The following is a 20,440-nucleotide window of genomic DNA, read 5'->3' on the forward strand; positions in this document are numbered from 1 at the left end:
TATAAGACTTTGATTAATGTTTTGTTGTTCATAGTGTCCCTCTATTAAAGTTTGCTCTTGAAGCAATCTTTTTATGTTATCATTCGACAGTTTTATCAGTATCTATTTTGAGTATAGCTTTAAAGTGTTTTGCTCTTTTGGTGTAAGATTGCTTTTTGCGTTTTTAGCATAACCATAAATATATATTAAAATATCAAAATGGTAAAAACTTTATAACAAACACACTACAGCATGTACTACAATGCGTTCTAATAGCACTTGATTTTGTTAAGAGGAAACGTTGGCAAAAAAGGCAATTTTATTAATTAATGGTGAGATAGATATTGAGTTTTGTAAGACATATATATGTGAGCATCTAGATAATTTACCGATTTATTGTGCCGATGGGGCATTTAATCAAATTCAAAATGCTAAAAATCTTGTTAACAAAGTGCAGATGATTATTGGTGATGGTGATTCAATCGATCATGCCAAACGGTTAAAGATCTCATATCAGCTAGATGAAGATCAATACTCTACCGATTTTGAGAAGGCTTTAAGTTGGCTTCAACAAAATGGTTACTATAAGTTGTTCTTATTTGGCTTTGGTGGCAAGGAGATGGATCATTATCTAGGAAATATATCAACGCTGCTTAAACATCAACATCAACTACAATGTAAAGCAATCGATCGCTATGGCATTTCGCAGCTAATGCATAAAGAGATGGATATAATCAAGGCAAAGGGAAAAATGGTGTCAATTGTGCCACTGTTTGAACTTGTGGACTTAACGTTGCGAGGTTTTGCCTTTGATTTGGATAAATACACCTTGCGCTTTGGTCAGGAGCTTGGCATTCGCAATTATGCACTTAAGGATAAACTCTTTATTGATTATGTACATGGCAATGGCTTGCTATTTTTATCACACAATTCTTATCATCGATTTTTGGTAGAGAGAAAATAGTTAGCATTGTGCAGAAAATGATTTGTTTTTTACATAGTCTTGCTATACTGGGTGCGACTTTTTGGTATTTGAGTGATTTTTGTTCTTATATGTAAGTGACTTTGTCATGCTACATATATCCACTAAGCGCATAAGAGTACATGGAGTCAGTAAAGTTTAATTTAAAATATAGTAAGAGAGTATAGGATATGTCGCAACAAACAGGTGCCGTAAAATTTTTTAATGAGACAAAAGGCTTTGGCTTTATCAAACCAGATAATGGTGGTTCAGATCTTTTCGTTCATGTCACTGCATTAAATGGTTTACAAACATTAGCAAATGATCAACGCGTTTCATTTGATATCGAAGACGGACGCCGTGGTCCACAAGCAGTTAACGTTCAAGTTGCTGGATAATTTATTTCATCATTAGCACTTTAAACTTTAAGTAGTGCATTCACTATCTAGAATGATTTTCATCATATGAGCAAGCTCGGGGCGTAGCGCAGCCTGGTAGCGCGTTAGCATGGGGTGCTAAAGGTCGTGGGTTCAAATCCCGCCGTCCCGACCATTTATATCGTTCCTAAACCATAAGCAGAACTTTCATGCCATTTTTTAGGTACTTGCCAGTGGTATGGTAAAACCTAGGAATGATTTTGTTAGCGACATCGCTTCACATATTGATACGGATTTTTGCAATTGATTGATGGGTGTTTTCGTCAAATTTGATTAGTTCACCGTAGTGGTGTGCTGGTGCCTTTTCTAAATTTCTAATATTCGCATAGTACATTTTTGCTTTATTCAATAATATCAATTTGTTCTTTGTCATTAGCGATCAGTAAGATATCCGCGGGATTGACGGCAAATAAGCCATTGCATACTACGCCGGTTATTTGGTTGATTTGCTGCTCAAGCTTTAGTGGGTTATCAATCATCAAGTTATGAATATCAATAATAATATTGCCATTATCAGTAATAACGCCTTCGCGATAGATGGGTTGACCGCCTAGTTTCATTAACTCTTTGGCAACATAACTACGTGCCATAGGAATGACCTCAACAGGCAAAGGAAAGCGTCCTAATTGTGGTACCATCTTGGTTTGATCAATAATACAGATGAATTGCTCACTAGCAACACGGCAAATTTTCTCACGTGTTAGTGCAGCACCTCCCCCTTTGATCAGCTCGCGATGCTTATTTGCTTCATCAGCCCCGTCGATGTAAATATCCACTTTATTTGGATAGTTTAAATCAACGACTTCAAAGCCATGTTCTTTAAGGCGTTTTGTGCTTTCTTCTGAGCTGGAAACTGTCAGTTCAACTTTGGATTTAATTTTTACAAGTTCATCAATAAAAAAGTTAATCGTTGAGCCTGTACCAACACCAACGGTCATTCCTGGTTTGATATATTCAATTGCCGCACTTGCAGCAAGTTTTTTTAAGTCATTTTGATCCGTTTTTTTATTGAAAAACATGCGTTATGATATCCAAATAATAATAGATGGCTCATTTTGGCATATTTATGGGAGATTACAAAGGCAGTTAGCAGTGAAAAATAAGGCAGGATTATAGATTGGGCTGATATGTGTTAGATTAGGAGTAGGAGAGATAGTAAAAAACTCTACAAATCCATATAATCATGTGAGTGGAAACAAGTCTTTATAAATTATATTGATCAAAATATAAGCTAAATTTATATAAATGGCAAATGTCGCACAAAGATTTAGTTAAAATCCTACATATTTTGATAATTATTTTGTCCATAATGTCACACATGCAATGGATGGCGACCTTAATGGATGAAGGTAGAAATGGATAGCCCCCCCAGCATGGATGAGTTTTAATAGGATATGGATATCCTGAAACCCACCTAAAATTTTGCCATCTGTTGCTCAATTCCCCAATTAATATGATCTAAGAGTAAGACATTGTTTGTATGCGTTTGTTTAGCTGTTTCAAGGAGCGCGATGATTTCCGTTGAAAAGGGCGCATTACCAAGGGCAACGTAGATATTTCTAAGCCAAGCATGATAGCCAATGCGACGAATAGCAGAGCCTTCGGTTTTTTTAAGAAACTCTTGTTCTGACCATTGTGCTAAGTTAATAAGACTTTGATTACTTAAGTGCGAGCGAGCAAGAAAATCCGGCTCAGTTGTTATAGGTGCTTCTTTATTAATTGGGCATACGAGTTGGCAGTCATCACAGCCGTAGATGCGATTGCCAATGGCCTGGCGATATTGCAGTGGAATCATTCCTTTGTTTTCAATGGTCAGATAAGAGATACACTTATTGGCATCAATCACTTTATTATTAACAATGGCATTGGTAGGGCATGCTTTAATACACGCTTGGCATTTGCCACATTGATCAGCTATTAGAGGCTGTGCAAATGCACTAAAATCAAGATTAGAGTAAATGCAACCAATAAAGAAAAAAGAGCCATCGATTGGATGTAGTAGATTACTGTTTTTGCCTATCCAGCCAAGGCCTGCTTTTTCAGCTAATGGCTTTTCTAGCACTGGTGCGCTATCAGTAAAAACACGTGCACTATGTTCTGGGAAAATACTTTGAATAAAATTGCTTAGCTTACTTAACTTTTGACGCAATACCTTATGGTAATCGCGACCGTGTGCATAAACAGAAATCGCGGCATCAACGCTTGGAGTTGCTAGTTTTTGGCGAATGCCTTTAAAACAATAAGCCTGAGGTAAATAGTTTAAACGTATAACAATAATACTTTTCGTGCCAGTAACAAGCTCATGAGGTGTGTATCGTTTGCTGCCATGTTTGACCATATACTCAAGATCAGCATGATAGCCTTGTTCAATCCAGCTTTGATACTTAGGTATATACTGATTAAGTTGGCAGTCAGTGACTGAAATATCAGAAATGCTTAGCGTGTTAAGTGCAAATTGTTTAATACTACTCCACTGTTCTAAGTTTACGCTGTTTGAGTTCAATGTTTTTAGGCTATCAGAGACAGATTTGGTAGCTTTAATTGTACTGCAATATGATGATAAATAATACAGCTATATACTACAAGTCTCTGTATGCGAAGAAAAATTTGTAACTTTTACAATAAATATTTGTTTTACTTTTCTTTTTATCTTATTGTGAAAATTCAAAAAATATAAAAGGATTTGTTCCATGGTAAAAGAAATTCATATTACTGATTATGTTACAGGTATGCCTAAAACTGAAAGCTTTAAAACTGTTGAAATAACAGTACCTGAATTAAAGGAGGGTGAAGTCCTAGTTAAAAACAACTGGATGTCTGTTGATCCATATATGCGTGGTAGAATGATCAATCGAAAATCATACATCCCACCGTTTAAATTGAATGAAGCACTTGAAGGTTCGGCAGTAGGAACTGTCCAAGCATCTAAGCATAAAGATTTTATGCCAGGTGATATTGTTATCAGTATGAAAGGATGGCGTGAGCAATTTATTGCTAAAGATCGTGAATTAGTTAAATTGCCAGATACATCATCACCTGAGCATTATCTTGGTTTACTTGGTATGCCAGGGTTAACGGCATATTCAGGCCTTTTAAAAATCGGTCAACCAAAATGGGGAGAAACTGTTTTTGTATCTGCTGCTTCTGGTGCTGTTGGCTCTCTTGTATGCCAGATAGCAAAAATAAAAGGTTGCAAAGTAATTGCCAGTGCGGGTAGTGATGAAAAGGTTAAGTGGCTAAAAGAAGAAATAAAGGTAGATGCAGCATTTAATTATAAAAAGTACAATGATTTGAATGTTGCTTTGAAAGAAGTTACACCTAATGGTATTGATATTTATTTTGATAATGTTGGTGGCGATCATCTTGAGGCAGCGATTAATCAGATGAATACACATGGTCGGATTGTTGTGTGTGGTATGATTTCTCAGTATAACCTAGATAAACCAGTGCCTGGGCCAGATAACCTTATCCAAATTATCAGTAAAAGGTTGCTCATGCAGGGTTTTATTGTTTCTGATTATGACAAAGTAAAACCTGAGTTCTATAAAGACATGCAGCAATGGATTAACAATGGTGATATTAAATATGAAACACATATTTATTATGGAATTGAAAATGCATCAAAAGCATTTATTAATCTTTTTAGGGGTGAGAATCTTGGCAAGATGCTTGTGAAGCTTTAAGCCAAAAGAGAAGCCTAATGGTAGATAAAATAGAAGTTGAATATAAAGTGCCAGAAATCTAGAAACATATAGTGCTAAAAAATTTATGCATGTTGGCAGTTCTTCATATCTTCTAAGATGGTTAAATGAAGAATATTAGCGTGAATCTATTCATAAAGGATACCAGGCTGTGGTAAAGAAACTGGTTAACCTAGTTTGATTATTAACCTTGCAATTAAAACTATAATTCTCTGGCATGTTGCTTATTCAAATAATCCTTTTTGGTGCTTTGCATCAAATAGTAGATCATCTACTTTGACACCAAGGTAGTTTGCAATTGGTCCTAATATTAGAATGCTGGGATTGCATTTTCCATTACAAATCTTGCTTATGGTCCCAGTTGACATGCATAAGGCACGAGATATTTCCACACTGTTGATACCTTTCTTATGCATAAGGCACCTTATGTTCTTTCCAATGATATACAGTTTGCGTATTTCATCATCATCGCGACCTATAGATAATTCCATTATTTTGCGAGTGCTCAAGTGATTATGCTTTAGGGAATGCTATAAAAAACACAAAATTTATTCAACAAAAATATTGTAACACATAAAAAATGTTGATATCATTAATGCCGAGTTGTTGACGACGTAGTCCGCCCCGACACGTTCGTAGCTGTTACCTCCACCTTCCCCAGAAAATGGATTTTGCTCTCAGCAAGGACAACAACTCAAAAAGTTGTTGATCTTCCAATCGGAAGTACCTTGAATGATAAAACCTTATTTTGAATTTATCAAGCTTTTATTTTAAAAAAATCATTTTTTTTACTTTCTCAGATGAGATCACAATTCGCCAAAAATAATCTTAACAATCAACCCTGTAGAGTTGTCGTTGTTGTTGATGAAAAGAGTTGCTTTGTTATGTGTAACAATTTCTTTGACGATAGCTAAACCCAAACCTGAGCCTGAGAGGTCGTGACCCCTGGCACAATCTACACGGTAAAATGGATCGCAAAGTTTGGCAAGATGCTCTTTAGGAACGCCTGGCCCTCTATCAATAAACAGTAAGCAAAGCTTATTGTTTTCTTGTTGGACTTTAACCATCACGTCACCTGCATACTTTAGCGCATTGTCGATCAAGTTTTGCATGACACGTTTGAGTGCTTTATGCTGTGTTTGGATAATGGCAGATTTTAATTCTGTCGAAAAAAATACATTAAAGCCATTGGATTGATATTCGTGACATACAGATTCGCTGAAATCAACTAAATCAATTTTTTGTTGTTTTTCATCTAGGTAATACTTTTTCGTGTAAGTACTAATTTGACCAAGCAGATACTCCATATCGTCATAATATTTAGTAAGTTCTTTATGATGTTCTTCGGGGATTTGATTATACATATAGAGCTTGGCTTTTGTTAGTGGCGTTTTTAGATCATGTGCAATCGCTTTAATAGTATATATTTTCTCGTCCATAAGTGCTTTAAGCTTCTGACAGGTCTGCTCCATTAACTGTGCTAGATTTTTTAGGTTAAATGGTTTTATGGCAGATGCAGCATGGTTAATATTAAGCTTATCGGCAACTTTTTGCATTTGCAAAAATGGTTGAATTAACTTTTGCTTATAGAGGAAATGCAAAGGAGTAACGAGAATCATAAATATGGCAAAGAGTAGGAGCAGAAAATATAAATAATAACGATTTGGTAACTCAATAGTGAAATTTGCACATTGCTTAAGATCTGCATAACAAATAGAAACTTGTTTTGAGGAAAAAAATGGCAGTGCACCAAGCTCATTTTTGATCTGTTTTCTTATGTCAGTATACAATAGGTGACTATTTTTTCTATGTTGTGTTGGCATATCCAATTCAATTACTGGCAAAAAAATAGGTGCTTTAGTAAATGAGTAATTAATATAGTTTGGTGTAGTATATGTTGTTGATTGGTGAGATTTTTGCAAGGTATCATGCTGGTGTGAATACACTTGAAATATTGTATTTGTTAATGAATAGAGTGTCTTATGATATTGATGATCCCGGTAATGCTGGTATGAAAGGACAATAAAAAACAAATTTAAAATGACAAAAATAATAAACAAAACTGGGAAAAACCAAAATCTAAGATACTGCTTAACATTGTCGTAAAAGTTTGTCATAAGCTTCAGTTGGTAGTTTATTGTATAAAATCATCCATGATTATTGAGGCATAAGCTGTACCGATTATATACCCATCAAAAACTTCTTCAAGATTAAACATCGCAAAATGATTTACGACGATGAGTATATCCCATTGTAACAAGTCAGCAATTTTTTTATTTTATGCGATATGCTTGTTTAGCTGTATTGCCGTTTGATTTAAAATTGCCCAATAAGCCTGTTCAGGTTGTATGGCAAAATGCTGAGCAAGGGCTTGAGCAAATGAGACCATCATTTTTGCAAACACATTGCTATCACTTGCTTTAACAATCGCATTATAATCAGATATTATTGATATATCAGTCTTCATCATAAACATCAACGCTTGATAGCTATCAGTGAGTCCTGCTTGCTTTTCTGATTTATGCGCATAGTCAATAACACTTTGCGGTAGTTTTAAAGTAAAGATTGTGACACCAAAAACTTTAACTGGTGTATTGATATGTAACGCCGATTCTAAAGCATTATTAACATCAATAATTGCTTGAGTGACACCTGAAATTGTTGCATTTTGGCGCAATAATTGAATGTTTGACTTAAGTGTTTCAGGGGTTATATTGTAAAGATTGTCAATCGTTTCTTGTTTGGTTTTTGCGTAGACGTCTTGGGCATCAATTTGCAATTGATAGGCCATTGCATTAATTAAGACGTAAGTGTCTTTAGCACGATCTAGACCTTGTTTTTGAATATTTGATAAACCATAGATTGTCATGTAGTTGATAAAATGATTAAAGTCTTGTGCTTTCTCATTGCTATCGTTATTTTGCCAGAAATCAACACGTGCTTCCCATGCTTTGTCAAAAGCGCTCTTGTAGTTAAGTAAATGTTGATCCATCACAGGAATATTGCTAACATTTTGCAGTGCATTATATATTTCAGTGGCGGCAATTTTGGTTTGTTTGCTTGCTAAAGAAACATTGTGGTCACTCTTATAAATTGGGTATTCCTTGATTAATAGATCTGCAAATGAAACGCCAGTTGTTATGGTTTTGATATAGGAGTGACTTTTAGCTGCATTATAAAATGCCTTTAACTGTTGGATACTCTCAGGGTTACCAGATAGGCTGTCTGTTGAGAAGTTTTGTAGCGATTGACTGATAATATCTTTATTAATTTTGTCATCATTTTGATCAGTATGATTTGCAAACGATAGATTTGCTCCTGTTATTGCTAATGATATTGTCGTCAAGGCAGTTGGTAATTTCTTAAAGTCCATTATATCTCCTTTGTCTTTAAATGGGTTGATTTTGCAGAGATATACCGCCTGCAAAATTATTTACAAGCGGTATAAAATGAATCATTTTGTGCTCTGCAACACTATTTTTGATGCGAAATAAGAAAAATACTGCATGAGTCAAAGTAAAACGGACAGATTGTCTTAAGTTTTAAAGTTGAGCTACTTTATATTGAAGGTGAAGAGCTGGGATTAGCATAATTTAATGGGGGATTAAATAGTGTATGTGAATAGTTATCACTAATCTTTGTGTAATTTGTATGTTCATTATTATCTGTGTTTAAAAGCTTATTTTTTTGATATAGGTTATAGACACTGCTAAAGATAACGATCGCCGAGCAGAACAAAGCAGCAGCAAATCCAAAGGTTGCGATATTAGCACCTATAGCCAATAAAACAATGCTAAGGATTGCTAAAGCAACCGTAGTTAGGGCGAAAAACTTAAGCGGTTTTTCTAAGCGATAAAGAAACTCACGTTTTTTAATTTGATTTGTACATAAGGCTAATGCCAACAAGGCTTCATGGGTATTTTTGGTATTGTCTTCGTTGGCTTTAAGGTTCTTTTCAAGTTGCTGTAGAGATTTGATAAAGGCTTTGTAGCTTTCTTCACTATTATTAGCATTTTGAATATCATGTTGCCATTTTTGGTAAGATGCTTGAGGTTGATGTACATTTTCTAAATCAACGAATGTGGATAATGCCTCAATCGACAATGACTCACACATTAGATAATCAATACGTGCATCACATAGTTTGGCTGCTCGTTCACTCAAAACCCAAGAAATAACTAAAGCGCTTGCGCCACCTATAGAGCTCGCTAGCGTGCTGATTATACTTAATAAGCTACAAGCAGAGGCGATTAATGCACTTAATGCAATTCCACTACAAAGAGCAAGTTGTGCTGTACTACATAGGTAATGATTTCTTTCCCATTTGTCCTTTTTTTGATCGGAATTTATTGCCATTACACCAAGCATCACCGTATCAAATAATTGCCAGGCTAAACCGATAAAAGGCAGTTGCAAAGCTAATGGTTTAATGCTTAATGCTAGAATTTCATATACGTTACGAAACAAACTAAGCCAATCGACATAAAAACTATAAGTATGGACAATTTTTCTGGTTGTGCTCAACGAAGCTTGCTTGAATAACGCTTCCAATTTTGTGAGTGTTTTGAGATCAGTCTGTGTGTTGTTGCTAAGTTTTGCGCGCAAAAATGCCTTAAGTTCAGGAGATAGCGTATGCAGATTTTCCATTTCTAATAAAGCGCGTTCCCAATGCAGATTGATCGAACCTTTATATGAAAAAGGCCAGAAATCAAGCGTAGGCTTACGACGATATTTTTCCAATTGATCGCTAAAGATTGGCATTGGCATCATCCTTTTATCCTTTTAAAAGTAAAAATAAAAATTATTTAAAAAATATCTGGGTGGTACACATAAAGCAATTACAGATGCTGGATATGGACAAAGTGATTATGTTTTTATCTGTACCACTGCCAATGGTGCTTAATCACAACCTGCTTATGGTTAAAAGCCAACTCAAGTGCCAGAATGCGTCTCATGTGTGGTTGTGCTTTCAATTCGGCAATATAGTTTTTTAACGCACTTGATTTAACGCTTTACTGGCTAATTTGCTGATGTTTTGACTGTTGTCCTCTTTGGCATGTTTAAACTCCATCACAATGCCATGATCGTTGCCATTATTTTGTATGGTGATCAAAGAGGTAGGGACAATTCATGAATTTCCCCTACTAATCAATCTGTCCGATAATTGCGTCAAATATTGTCACTTAAAATTTAGTTATGTAACTTTGTCGCAAGGCATCAGTATGGTGCTTTGTAAAACAATTAAAACGTAAAGATTAAAAATTAATTTAAGGAGAAATGTATGGCGATTACAATTTTATCAAAAAATAGTAATGACAAGTTTTTTACTATTGAAGACAGTTCAATATTTTCTAGTAAAAGTAGTAAAGCGGTGAATCAGAACGCGATGTTTGCTAATGCAAAAAGAAACCATATGGAAGGGTTTGCTGCAAAACACGTACAAGCAGCACTGCAAAATATTGCTCGTGACAGTAATGACTTGGTATCAGGGAATAAAAAAGATGAATTTGTCTTAAATGAGACAATCTATGCTAAACTTCGGGAGTTTTATAGTTTGGATAATCAATCTTCGGACTTTAAATCGTCAATGGAAGAGTTACAAAAATTAGAAGTTCTTGTCAATTCAGCTAAAGATCATGCTACAAATAGCACAAAGACGTTGGATATATTTAGATCAAGTGCTATGCAAGCATTATTAACAAGTGAAGACGTAAAAAGAGATCTTCATATTGCATCTGAAACGCTAAAAAAAGATTTGGAATACAATCATCCTAACTTATGGTATCGAGCTGCAAGCTTGTTTGTTGAAATTGTCCAAAACTTTTGTAAATTCTTTTATAATATAGCGGTAGATATTGGCAATGCATTAAGAATTGTCATAACCACAGATTTAGAAAAAAGACAAGCCGCGTTGGAAATTGATTATTGTGCATCTAATAACGTGAAAACAATCGATGAGCTTGGTTCAGAGCAATCAACTCAGTTAAGGTTACTTCAGGGGGTGATTGCAGAATTTGATGCCAATAGAGTTAATCAAGATACTCTTGTAAGCAAAAAAGAGGTTGATGACTATATAACAAATTTAATCAAAGGAAACGAGGATCTGGAAAAAGCGCTTGGTAATAAGGATAATGCAGTAAATTTAATTGTAGATGCTTATACGGCGAGAGACCTTAATCAAGAGAGTGCAAGAAATGATTTGGCGCGGAAGAATCATAAACCTGGGTATATGAAGTATACTGACTATACACAAGAACGCTATGATGAACATAAAAAGTTATTTGAAGAGGATTACAATAAAATTTATCCAACGAAAAATGAAGCACTAAGTACAACTGAAATGGATCCTAAGGTAGAGGCTAGACCTAGACGTTTAACATCGTTATTAAAAGAGTATCAAGAAGCTGTTGGACTCAAAAACAATACGCAAGAGCTAGCAATCAGTACAAAAGGATCCATGACTTGTGATGAGCTTAATATCAAAAAGTCTAACTCTGTAACTGGTGGTAAGTCGCCAGAGTTTGAAGAAAGTGTTGTATCTTTTGAAGGAAAAGCTAAGTCTGTAATAAATGGTCATACCTCACAAAATATTAATACGGATATTGATAAATTAGCTAATAAATTAAAAGGGCAAGCCACAACACATGGCACCAAAAATGAAGACAAAAACAATAAAACTCCAAATACACTAGTTATTAGCACAGGAGACAATCTTGGGTTTCAAGTCCAACCATTATCGACTGATAAAAAATTATCTAATTTGCTGAAGTTTATAACTGATAATACAAACCAAGTAGAGGAATATAAGTATGGATACATATACCATAAAGAGGCCGATCTAAATGGTCACGGTCTTGTTAGATTACCAAGATGCATTTTGGATGCTTACAAGAGCCATGGGGGCAACTGGGATGTTGTCCAGACAGTTACTCAGCTTGAAAATGACATAGCAAAACCTGAGAATATTGTTAGTAAGTTATCTGCTTTGATGACAGATGCTAACAAGGAGTATAACGGTGCTAAATCATTCTTTAGTTATGGTGGATATAATACGCAGAGTTTGCAATCTGATTTAAAGAGTGCTCTATCGGATGTTAATAAACTTAATAACGTCCTTAATTATGGCAGCATAGAAACTCAAGTGCAGAAACATGATACTTCAAACTTAGCTTTTAAGCTAGCCAGTGAAAATCAGGTGACAATCGAAAGCGATAAAAGCGCATAAGTAAGCTGATTTGTGGAGTAATTACATAACCTTTCTAAAACAAAGAGTAGCAAATAATCAGGATTAGGGCTAACCGTGTGAACTATGAATGTTGAATTATAAATTTTTAATTCAACATTCAGCATTCAGCATTTAACATTTAACAGGTGTATCATGATTAAATATCAACTAAAAGACAATCGTGGCAATAATAACAATGATTGCTTATTGATTGCTATGGGTCGGCTGGATAATCCAGCCTTAAATGAACAACAGGCTGTTGACGCCGGTTGGCAGGCTGTTTTTAACGGTGTCAACACGATGGCATTTGATGATTTACAGATGCTGCATACCGAACTAAAAGATGCTTATTCAGAAGATATTAAGAATATTGGCAACTATTTTTCCTTGGATTTTAATGATGATAATACAATAGCGTTATTCAAGTCTAGGTTGAAAGAAACCTTTGGAGTTGACAGTTTATCACAAGATATTATTGAGACTCAGTTGCAGGACAAAGTAAAGCAAGAAGTTAATGAATTTTTGAGCCATTTAAAGCAACAAACAAATCTTCAAAAATATATTGAACTGCTTAAAACCATTCCTGAGGATAAAAAACAACATTTGATGCTGGTGTCTGGCAATGATTTAGAGTCTCGTCCAGGCCAGGTTTATGCGCAATTTAGAGATCTAATATTAGCAGGTAAAGTCCCGCAATTTGTTGCCCACAATGGTGGGCATTACAGTAATATTGTGCCTATTAAAGTTGACTATGAGGCGTATGACCAATCCACTAATCCAGAGCCATTAATCAAACAAGCATTTGTTAACCTTATGAATGGCACGTTGCTCGATGCTACTGGGTTTACTCATCCTGAAATGCTTAAGCAAATAGAGAATAATTTGAGTGTGCAATACACGCTAGAAATGCTAGATAATGATCTTAATATGCGACAAGCTAAGAGTGAGTCAGGAAAGTTGTATCAAGAAAAAAGATTAAATAATTCCGGTGAAGAGGGCATATCAAGTAGTATGCTTCAATCTGGAAGTGTTGATTACCCCACGCTAGAAGAGCTAGAAGCATACTCTCATGAACAAAAGGTTGCGACAAAATTAGAATCGCTTCTAGCGTTTGTTGATAAGAATATTGACAAGGATTATATCAATAATTCGCGTTATACCTATCAATTAACGTATGAGGGTCAGAAATACAACGTACCATGGAGTTTGATGCAGGCCTATGATTCAAGAACATTTGGCAGTTATGATAGTGCTAAGATTATATCAGGGTTAAAAGCAGATTTGGCACAGGAGAGTTCAGCGGATATTATTGCTCAAAAATTAAAAGCACCAATGTACGGTAGGCTATATAACAATACATATGGTGTCAGCAAGGAATATCTAGAGTGCCTTAAGAATTCTAAGCAGTTTAATGATGAAGTAATAATGACAGCGGACGAGAAAAAGGATGCTTGGTCTGTAGAAAAAAATAATAATAATGAATTCAGCTTATTTAATCCTGAAAATCAAATTGGTTTAAAAGATTTCAGTAGTTCCCGCTGAAAAACTCTCTGAAAGCCTATGGTTGAGAGGTTTATTAGAAAAAAGATTACGAAAATAATTTTCTGGAAGCCTTGATTTATCTAGCCTGGCGAGGTTAATGGAAATTGCTGAACAATACTTATTAACGAAAGAATCTGGTTTCGTGCAAACATTAGTCGATAAAGGTGTTCAAAAGGATGATGCATTTGTCGCGTGGTTTGGACTATCGCCAATGGCAGCGCAGAAAGATACATTTAAGGGCTTTAAACAACTGATAGATACTTTAGAGTCTAACCCAAGGGAGTTTTCAACAACAATGCAGCAACTAAGGGATAATTATTTGGTTGAAAGTGGCTCAGGTAATCTTAAGGTTTTTTTGGCTGAAAATCGCTATAAAAATGAAGCGTTTAATACAGCTTTTGAAAATGCGTTGGCAGAAACAAAGAGTGATAAGGCGGATAATGGAAATCATATGCTTTTTAAGCAAAATAAAGAGATGTTTGAACAAAGAGCCGTAGCAGGAAAGTCTGTATAGTTTTCACTTAAGATAGGGATTGGAGAAAAATAAAGTAAAAGGCTTTTAAAGCAAATATTTAGTTTGTTTTGTAACAATTCATTACATTGGGGGAGTGTGTTATGGAAATAGCATTTGCACATGCGACTGAAAGGGTCACAGCGAATAAAGTAGACCCAGCACAAAAAATAGATGGCAAAAATGCAAGGGATGGTAATCCTTATAATGGTTTTTATAGATTAAGTAAAAAAGATCAATCACTTGAACACAGTGATGAATACTTTATAAAAGTACCAAAAAAAACAACAGAGTTTTTTTTTGAGGCGTTGGCTGCAAGAGTTATTGCTAAGCTTAAGGAAAAAAACGTGATTCCTTTAGAGTATCAGCATTTGTTTGTTACTGCGGAGCCGGTGACAATTTATGATGGAGATAAAGAAACAAAAGCCTTGGCATCCAAAAAAGCGAAAGTTACAGAGCTTTTTAAACTTTTCTTCCCATGGGAGGAGTCTAAACTTAGAAATAACAAATTAGAGAAATTTGATAATAAATATTTATACCAACTGATTACTAGTTTTAAATCTGCAAATAGTGGATTATCGATGGTGATATTTATGTCGCTTTTGCTAGGTGACTATAGTGTTCACTCAGGTAATGTTTTTGGTATAAGTGGGGATGATGGTAAGTTGAGTTTTGGAAAATTAGACTTTGGTGCTGCTTTCCGCGACTTTACAAAAAATAAGAGCTTGATTAAGCCGCATGAGTATGAAGCGAGCTTGTATAAGAAGCTGTATAAAAATTATCTTGAGTATTATTTGCGGATTCCAGGATTTAAAACATCTCTTGAAGATATAAGAACAAAGTTTTCACGTGATGATATAGATGGCATCAAGCAGTGTTTTAATGAAGGATTTTCTGAATGTTATACATTTTTCGAGCTTAATAATAATCAAGCAGCACGAGAGACTTTATCCAAATACAGTGGTATTGATTTTACAAATCAACAAGAGCGAGAGAAGCAGTTTCAACACGTTATTTCTAAGCGAATAACAGAACCTCTTATCTGTACTGAGGTGGGTAATAATGCAAAAGTATATAAAAAATACAATACGACTACCAATCAAGTGCATGAGCTTGATTCTTTTCATGAAGAGAGTAAAAAAAATTTATGGGAGATACTAAGTAGCAATTATTTACAGAAAAGCAAAGATACTGAGACTGAAATGAAAGCAGTATTTACTAGTTTAATGAAGCTTTATGCACATATGCTTGGTAAAAATGCTGCAAAAGAAATCGTGCATGACAAGGATTTAAGGGCTGAGAAATATCGTATTTTAAGTCAATTGATTAATAGTATTAGCGATATTTTGATAACTGATGACAGCAAGGAGATAAAAGACTCAAAGTACAAACGTGTGATCCAACAGTTTGATGAAATTGAGAAAAATGGTGGTTTAAGTGTTTTAGATATGCATTCTTCCAAAGGAATGGCACTTTTACGTAACATTGTTATTGTTTTATGTCTGATGTTTCCTTTTATTCCACTTATATTTCCAAGCTTTATAGGATTACCAGCACCAAAAAGTGCTGCACTTTTTAATCAAGCAAAAAGCACGCTCACACAAACATCCGAAACTCAGTTTAATGCCCAGTTTCAAGATCAGTTGGCAATAGGGCAGCAAATAGAGTCACATCCAACAAAATGACTGATATCTACCCTAAAGATAGCTTTTATAATCTACCTTAGGCAATAATAAATCACTTAAGTTAGCTATAGCAATATTATCGCACACTTTTACTGCGCAAGCGCTGGCTGAGTGTTAATCGAAGCCCTGAATTCATTTTATCATTAAATATATAAATTAGGAGAAGTATATGCCCAATCAATCAGCAGTTCAATCAATGAAAAATATTACACAGAATCATAGAAATTACCTTGAGAAAGTAATGAAGACAAATATAACCAGAGAGTTTAGCAATGATAAGGTAACTGATGAGAAAACCAAGTTATTGATGACGCGGTTTGAACAATCTTCATCAAAGTTCTCAGCATCAATAGATACCTTGCTTGAGGGCGTGTCAATGTCAAATCAGATTAAAGCCGGGGTTTTATCGGGAGCAGCAGGCGTGGTAAGTGGCCTTATTGCTCGGTCTGCACTTCATGATGTGCTTCCTATTCCTGATTTTACACCAGGTAAAAATCTTGTGATTAATACCATTAGTGTGGCACTTGGTGGTGTTGTTGCTAATGCCTTTTATAATATTTTGCCCGAAAAAACAAGACCAGCAAAAGACTCAGAAGCATTTCAACAGCAATTTAAAGAATCAGGTTTCTTTAAGTTGAGTAGTGATTTAACAGAAAAATTCATCAGACTCTTTCATTATCGTGAATCACTATTGTTCGGAAAGCAGCACAATATGCCTATCGATATGCGTACTGAATTTAAGGATTTATCAAGCACGGATGAATATAAAATTGCCGTTGAAACCTACTTTTTGACTGAACTTGATAAACTATTTGTTAATACATTTAAAGATATTTATGAGATTCATGATGAAAAGATTCAAAACGATAAAAATAGTTATGGTATTACAAGAGGCATTAAACGCTATTTTGATGACGTTGATCCGGATAGCTTCACGCAAAAGTTACAGGTGAACTTTTTGACTCAAGTAAGTAACTTTTTTGTTAAACAGATGGATGAACCAACTGTTTATGCACAATACCCTTATTTAGCAGCAAGTGCGCTAGGGCTTGCAACAGGTGCTTTGGCATTAGCTGTTGCACCAGCAGGTATTGCGTTTGTTTCAGGCGCTTTAATGGGTGCATTTGTTTATTATTTGCCGTCAAATATTGAGTCATTAATGTATAGTCATGGTAAAGAAGAGCGTCAAGCACTTAAGAAAATTACACAAGCAATTAATGACGAAGCAGTCAAACTTGAAATGCAAACCAAACAAGTCACACCCACCTCAAATAGTAGCGTCAGTCAATTACAAAATTATGTCACTAATCAATGTGATGGTTTTGGTCATGGCTTGAATTATGGTTATGGGTCTGGATATGCTTCTATTTTGGTTGGATCGACGCAATCCTGGCTTCAGGAATATGCTAAACGTTATCGCCATAGCAAACGTATTGAAACTGATCTGGGTGCAAAGGCGATTGAACCAATTAGCAAGACCGCTGATCGTCAAGCAATAAATTTTACCAAGTTACTCACGGCAAATATCAATGATCCCACATTTAAAAAATGTATCCAAAAAACTCAAGCATATTTAAGCAATCGTGACAACAGCAATTTTATCGAAAAATTTGGGGTAAAAGCAAAAGTCAAAGATCAGATATTAGAAATTGTTGCTACTTTGCCGAACGATAAAGTATTACCTCAGTATTTAATTGACTTCTATGTTAATGAGCTTGGTGGTATTGTTCATGATTTGACACAAATATGTCAGCTGAAAATAACTGGAGCTTTAACAGATGCGGCTAAAAATATTAATAAAGCTTTTGGCGATATACTTTCAGATAAGCAAACATTTATTTTAAAAGGAGATATCACGTTACGTCATCTTTTGGCATTGCCTGCAGACGAGAAATTGCCAGAGCTTGATGAAAATAATATCGATAATTACTTAACTCAGTCGAGAGATTTCTTATTTTCGTTACTAAAAAAGCCAGACATTGATTTAAACACAGAAAATCACCTTGAGCAAGCGTTTGACTATAGCAATGAGTTTAGTGTCTACCATACATTACTACTTAAACAATTAGCAAAGTTGATTGATCCAAATAATCAGTCAGTGAGTGATGCAACAAAGTCAAAAATACATCTCTTTCTTAAAGAGAAGTTGTTTGTTGACTATTCAGATTTGTTAAGTCAAGCATTTACTGATGCCTTATTAACTGGAAATAATCCAACGCTCGAAAGTATGAGTGAATCAATGCGTAATGCGATGGCTTATACTAGGCGATTCTACTCTCCTTATGCACTGATCATGGCAGAGGCAGGAGAGTTTGTGCATAATGATCGTTATCTACTTTTTGCGTTGCATAATAAGCAGGTTAATTTTATGCCTGAAGCATCAAAGGCGTATATAGATAAACTGAATAAAGCGATAGAATCAACGGCACAATTTATTGAAAATATCAAAGATAATCAAATTCTTGTTGGTACTGGCGCATATGGTATTTATCTATATGAAGCACAGCAGGAAATTACAAATACCATCAATAATATTAAGCAATATATAAAGGAAAACCCTAGCCACAATCAAGTCGATTTAAATAAGGTAGTTGAGAAATTAAATACCTATAAGCAGGAGATAGATCAGAAGCTTTCCTTGCAAAATATGCATTATGACAATCCGCAGTATTATCAGCTGATTGATGAGATGATAACCAAGGTGCAAGCCTATGAAAAATCTCAGTACGGTGCTATAACGCGCTTTATGAATGATACAAATAAAATAAAGATAGCAACAACTGTTCTTGAAAACCTTAAAGCACTAAAAAATAAACCCATTGAACAAGTTAAGTTTGATGATATTTTTAAGCTTTCTGAAACAACCAAGCAGAATAGCAAAGACCTTCAAGATTTAAAAAGTAAAGTTGGTGACTCATTACTTGATGGAATTAGCAGACTTTTAGAACACTTTAGGGTGTATATTGATCAGTTAGCGGGCGCGTCAAAAACTAACCAAAGTGAAATGAAGATGGTGAGTAGTGATGGAAATATCGAGACATTCTATGAGGCCAAGAGTAATGATTTCTCTGAGGATGATATCTATGAAGACTGTAATTTTGAAATAGGAGAAAGTTGGGAATTTATATCTATATTTGATCAGAGTCCATCTGATAAAGGCAATCAGTTAAAAAATAGTCAGTAAATAAAGGGATAGTATACTCATGGCAAACGATGTTGAAAAAAAGTCAACTCTCATTGAGCCTATTAAGAAGGGTGTAGACTATGCGAATAAACTAAACTTACCATTGGTAAATAGTACTATAAAACCTATTGTTCTTTATGGGATGTCTTTGATGATGTCTAGGATAATACAGGTTGTTTCTAATGGTTATTTACCAAGTGATAAAACACATGAAGCGATAGAAAACACCCTTACATTTTTACTGGGAAGTGTTGTCTCACCATTAGCCGCAAATCAACTATATAAAATAGTGGGGGATTTTTTTGCGATTAAAAATATCGATAAAACAGACAAAACTGAAATTAGTGATGCTGAGAGTCTCAGGCGTTTAGCTTTGTTTTCGAACTTAGCACTGAGAATCGATGGCTCATACCCTTACGTAAATAGATTGCTAGATTGGTCTTTAAATTTATATAACTTTCGGGAATGGATTTATCTGGTGACAGGAAGCCATCCATTGATGTTTGGTAAAACGTCCTTAGACGCTTTTGATATTGATTTTTTTAACTCACATAATCTAGATTATGCATTTGTAAGCTGCAAAGATGTGCAAGGGAGAACGTGTTTTGAGACCAAATTTAACGTACCTTTGATTGCAAAATTGTATCAGCATAAAGTAGGTTACCTACCGGGCAAATGGTGCAAGAATAATGATAAGTGGGTATTTGCAACAACGGTTTCAAAGGATGAATTAATTCGTGAGTGTGATCAAAGATACCAGCAAAGTTGGTTTACAGGAGGTGGCAAAATATCTGATGTGTTTGCACTAACGACGTTTGGTCAACCATGTGATATTCACTATTACAAACCTATATTGTTAACGAGGGATAGTGGAAAAGGAATCGAGGATTTAAATAATCTGGCAAATAGAGTGAGTTATCAATCATCAACACCTGTATTGGTTAAGTTTGACCAAACTAAAAAAATGCATGCAGCAAATAGCGATCGTTTTATTCATGACTTAAAGCAAGTTGCAGATAATAAATATGAAAATATTTTTTGGGTAAAGCAACAGGAAAGTGTTAAAGAAAAGACTTTTTCAAAGTGATGTTTTGGGAGTTAATTCATCAGATAATCAAATTGTCCAATCAAGAGACTATCTATTGAAACATTAAGTGATAATTTGTAACTTTAAGCATGCCTGTTTAATCACAGCGATCTAAAAATTAATCAAAA

Annotated in this window: 16 protein-coding genes and 1 tRNA gene; 10 read left to right on the forward strand and 7 right to left on the reverse strand. The window is 34.9% G+C overall.

The features are described 5' to 3' along the window. The first annotated feature begins 280 nt into the window (after positions 1–280). The 3 genes from DNK85_RS04920 (at position 281) to DNK85_RS04930 (ending at position 1,492) form a co-directional block, all read left to right on the forward strand. Positions 281–943: a thiamine diphosphokinase gene (locus DNK85_RS04920; protein ID WP_119328458.1), complete on the forward strand. Its 663-nt coding sequence runs from the start codon at positions 281–283 to the stop codon at positions 941–943. Between the two features lie 188 nt (positions 944–1,131). Beyond that, entirely contained in the window at positions 1,132–1,338 is a 207-nt protein-coding gene (locus tag DNK85_RS04925) for a cold-shock protein (RefSeq protein ID WP_119328459.1), read from the forward strand. Between the two features lie 77 nt (positions 1,339–1,415). After that, positions 1,416–1,492 (forward strand) — tRNA-Pro (locus tag DNK85_RS04930). Positions 1,493–1,718: 226 nt separating this feature from the next. On the opposite strand, the gene rpiA is transcribed toward DNK85_RS04930, so the two are convergent. Next, a complete protein-coding gene (gene rpiA, locus DNK85_RS04935) occupies positions 1,719–2,396 on the reverse strand; it encodes a ribose-5-phosphate isomerase RpiA (protein ID WP_119328460.1) in 678 nt (225 codons plus the stop codon). A gap of 395 nt (positions 2,397–2,791) precedes the next feature. Further along, positions 2,792–3,880: a tRNA epoxyqueuosine(34) reductase QueG gene (queG, locus tag DNK85_RS04940; RefSeq protein ID WP_119328461.1), complete on the reverse strand. Its 1,089-nt coding sequence runs from the start codon at positions 3,878–3,880 to the stop codon at positions 2,792–2,794. Positions 3,881–4,067: 187 nt separating this feature from the next. Here queG and DNK85_RS04945 point away from each other — a divergent pair, with 187 nt between their 5' ends. Further along, positions 4,068–5,060 carry an NADP-dependent oxidoreductase gene (locus tag DNK85_RS04945; protein WP_119328462.1) on the forward strand — a complete coding sequence of 331 codons (993 nt, stop codon included), beginning with the start codon at positions 4,068–4,070 and terminating at the stop codon, positions 5,058–5,060. A gap of 242 nt (positions 5,061–5,302) precedes the next feature. Here DNK85_RS04945 and DNK85_RS12395 read toward each other — a convergent pair whose 3' ends face one another. The 5 genes from DNK85_RS12395 to DNK85_RS11905 form a co-directional block, all read right to left on the reverse strand. Further along, positions 5,303–5,569, reverse strand: a complete 267-nt coding sequence (locus DNK85_RS12395) for a helix-turn-helix domain-containing protein (protein ID WP_119328463.1) — start codon at positions 5,567–5,569, stop codon at positions 5,303–5,305. 315 nt (positions 5,570–5,884) lie between these two features. Further along, on the reverse strand, positions 5,885–7,195 hold the full coding sequence (locus DNK85_RS04955; protein WP_119328464.1) for a sensor histidine kinase: 1,311 nt from the start codon (positions 7,193–7,195) through the stop codon (positions 5,885–5,887). Positions 7,196–7,356: 161 nt separating this feature from the next. Beyond that, positions 7,357–8,451, reverse strand: a complete 1,095-nt coding sequence (locus tag DNK85_RS04960; RefSeq protein ID WP_119328465.1) for a hypothetical protein — start codon at positions 8,449–8,451, stop codon at positions 7,357–7,359. A 185-nt stretch (positions 8,452–8,636) separates the two neighbouring features. Beyond that, the gene (locus tag DNK85_RS04965; RefSeq protein WP_162896535.1) at positions 8,637–9,839 is read right to left on the reverse strand and encodes a hypothetical protein; all 1,203 of its coding nucleotides are present in this window, start codon (positions 9,837–9,839) and stop codon (positions 8,637–8,639) included. Between the two features lie 229 nt (positions 9,840–10,068). After that, positions 10,069–10,191 (reverse strand): hypothetical protein, encoded by a 123-nt coding sequence (locus DNK85_RS11905; protein WP_268876831.1) that lies wholly within the window; start codon positions 10,189–10,191, stop codon positions 10,069–10,071. Between the two features lie 168 nt (positions 10,192–10,359). Between DNK85_RS11905 and DNK85_RS04970 the strand changes: the two genes are divergently transcribed. The 6 genes from DNK85_RS04970 (at position 10,360) to DNK85_RS04995 (ending at position 20,312) form a co-directional block, all read left to right on the forward strand. Further along, complete coding sequence (locus DNK85_RS04970; protein WP_119328467.1) at positions 10,360–12,303, forward strand: hypothetical protein; 1,944 nt, start codon at positions 10,360–10,362, stop codon at positions 12,301–12,303. A 153-nt stretch (positions 12,304–12,456) separates the two neighbouring features. Beyond that, positions 12,457–13,845 (forward strand): hypothetical protein, encoded by a 1,389-nt coding sequence (locus DNK85_RS04975; RefSeq protein ID WP_119328468.1) that lies wholly within the window; start codon positions 12,457–12,459, stop codon positions 13,843–13,845. A gap of 97 nt (positions 13,846–13,942) precedes the next feature. Next, positions 13,943–14,359 carry a hypothetical protein gene (locus DNK85_RS04980; RefSeq protein WP_119328469.1) on the forward strand — a complete coding sequence of 139 codons (417 nt, stop codon included), beginning with the start codon at positions 13,943–13,945 and terminating at the stop codon, positions 14,357–14,359. 101 nt (positions 14,360–14,460) lie between these two features. Further along, entirely contained in the window at positions 14,461–16,041 is a 1,581-nt protein-coding gene (locus tag DNK85_RS04985) for a hypothetical protein (protein ID WP_119328470.1), read from the forward strand. A 169-nt stretch (positions 16,042–16,210) separates the two neighbouring features. Beyond that, positions 16,211–19,225, forward strand: a complete 3,015-nt coding sequence (locus DNK85_RS04990) for a hypothetical protein (protein ID WP_119328471.1) — start codon at positions 16,211–16,213, stop codon at positions 19,223–19,225. Positions 19,226–19,244: 19 nt separating this feature from the next. Then, on the forward strand, positions 19,245–20,312 hold the full coding sequence (locus DNK85_RS04995) for a hypothetical protein (RefSeq protein WP_119328472.1): 1,068 nt from the start codon (positions 19,245–19,247) through the stop codon (positions 20,310–20,312). Positions 20,313–20,440: the final 128 nt, after the last annotated feature.

It is taken from the genome of Cysteiniphilum halobium (assembly GCF_003574425.1).
Taxonomy (GTDB): domain Bacteria; phylum Pseudomonadota; class Gammaproteobacteria; order Francisellales; family Francisellaceae; genus Caedibacter; species Caedibacter halobius.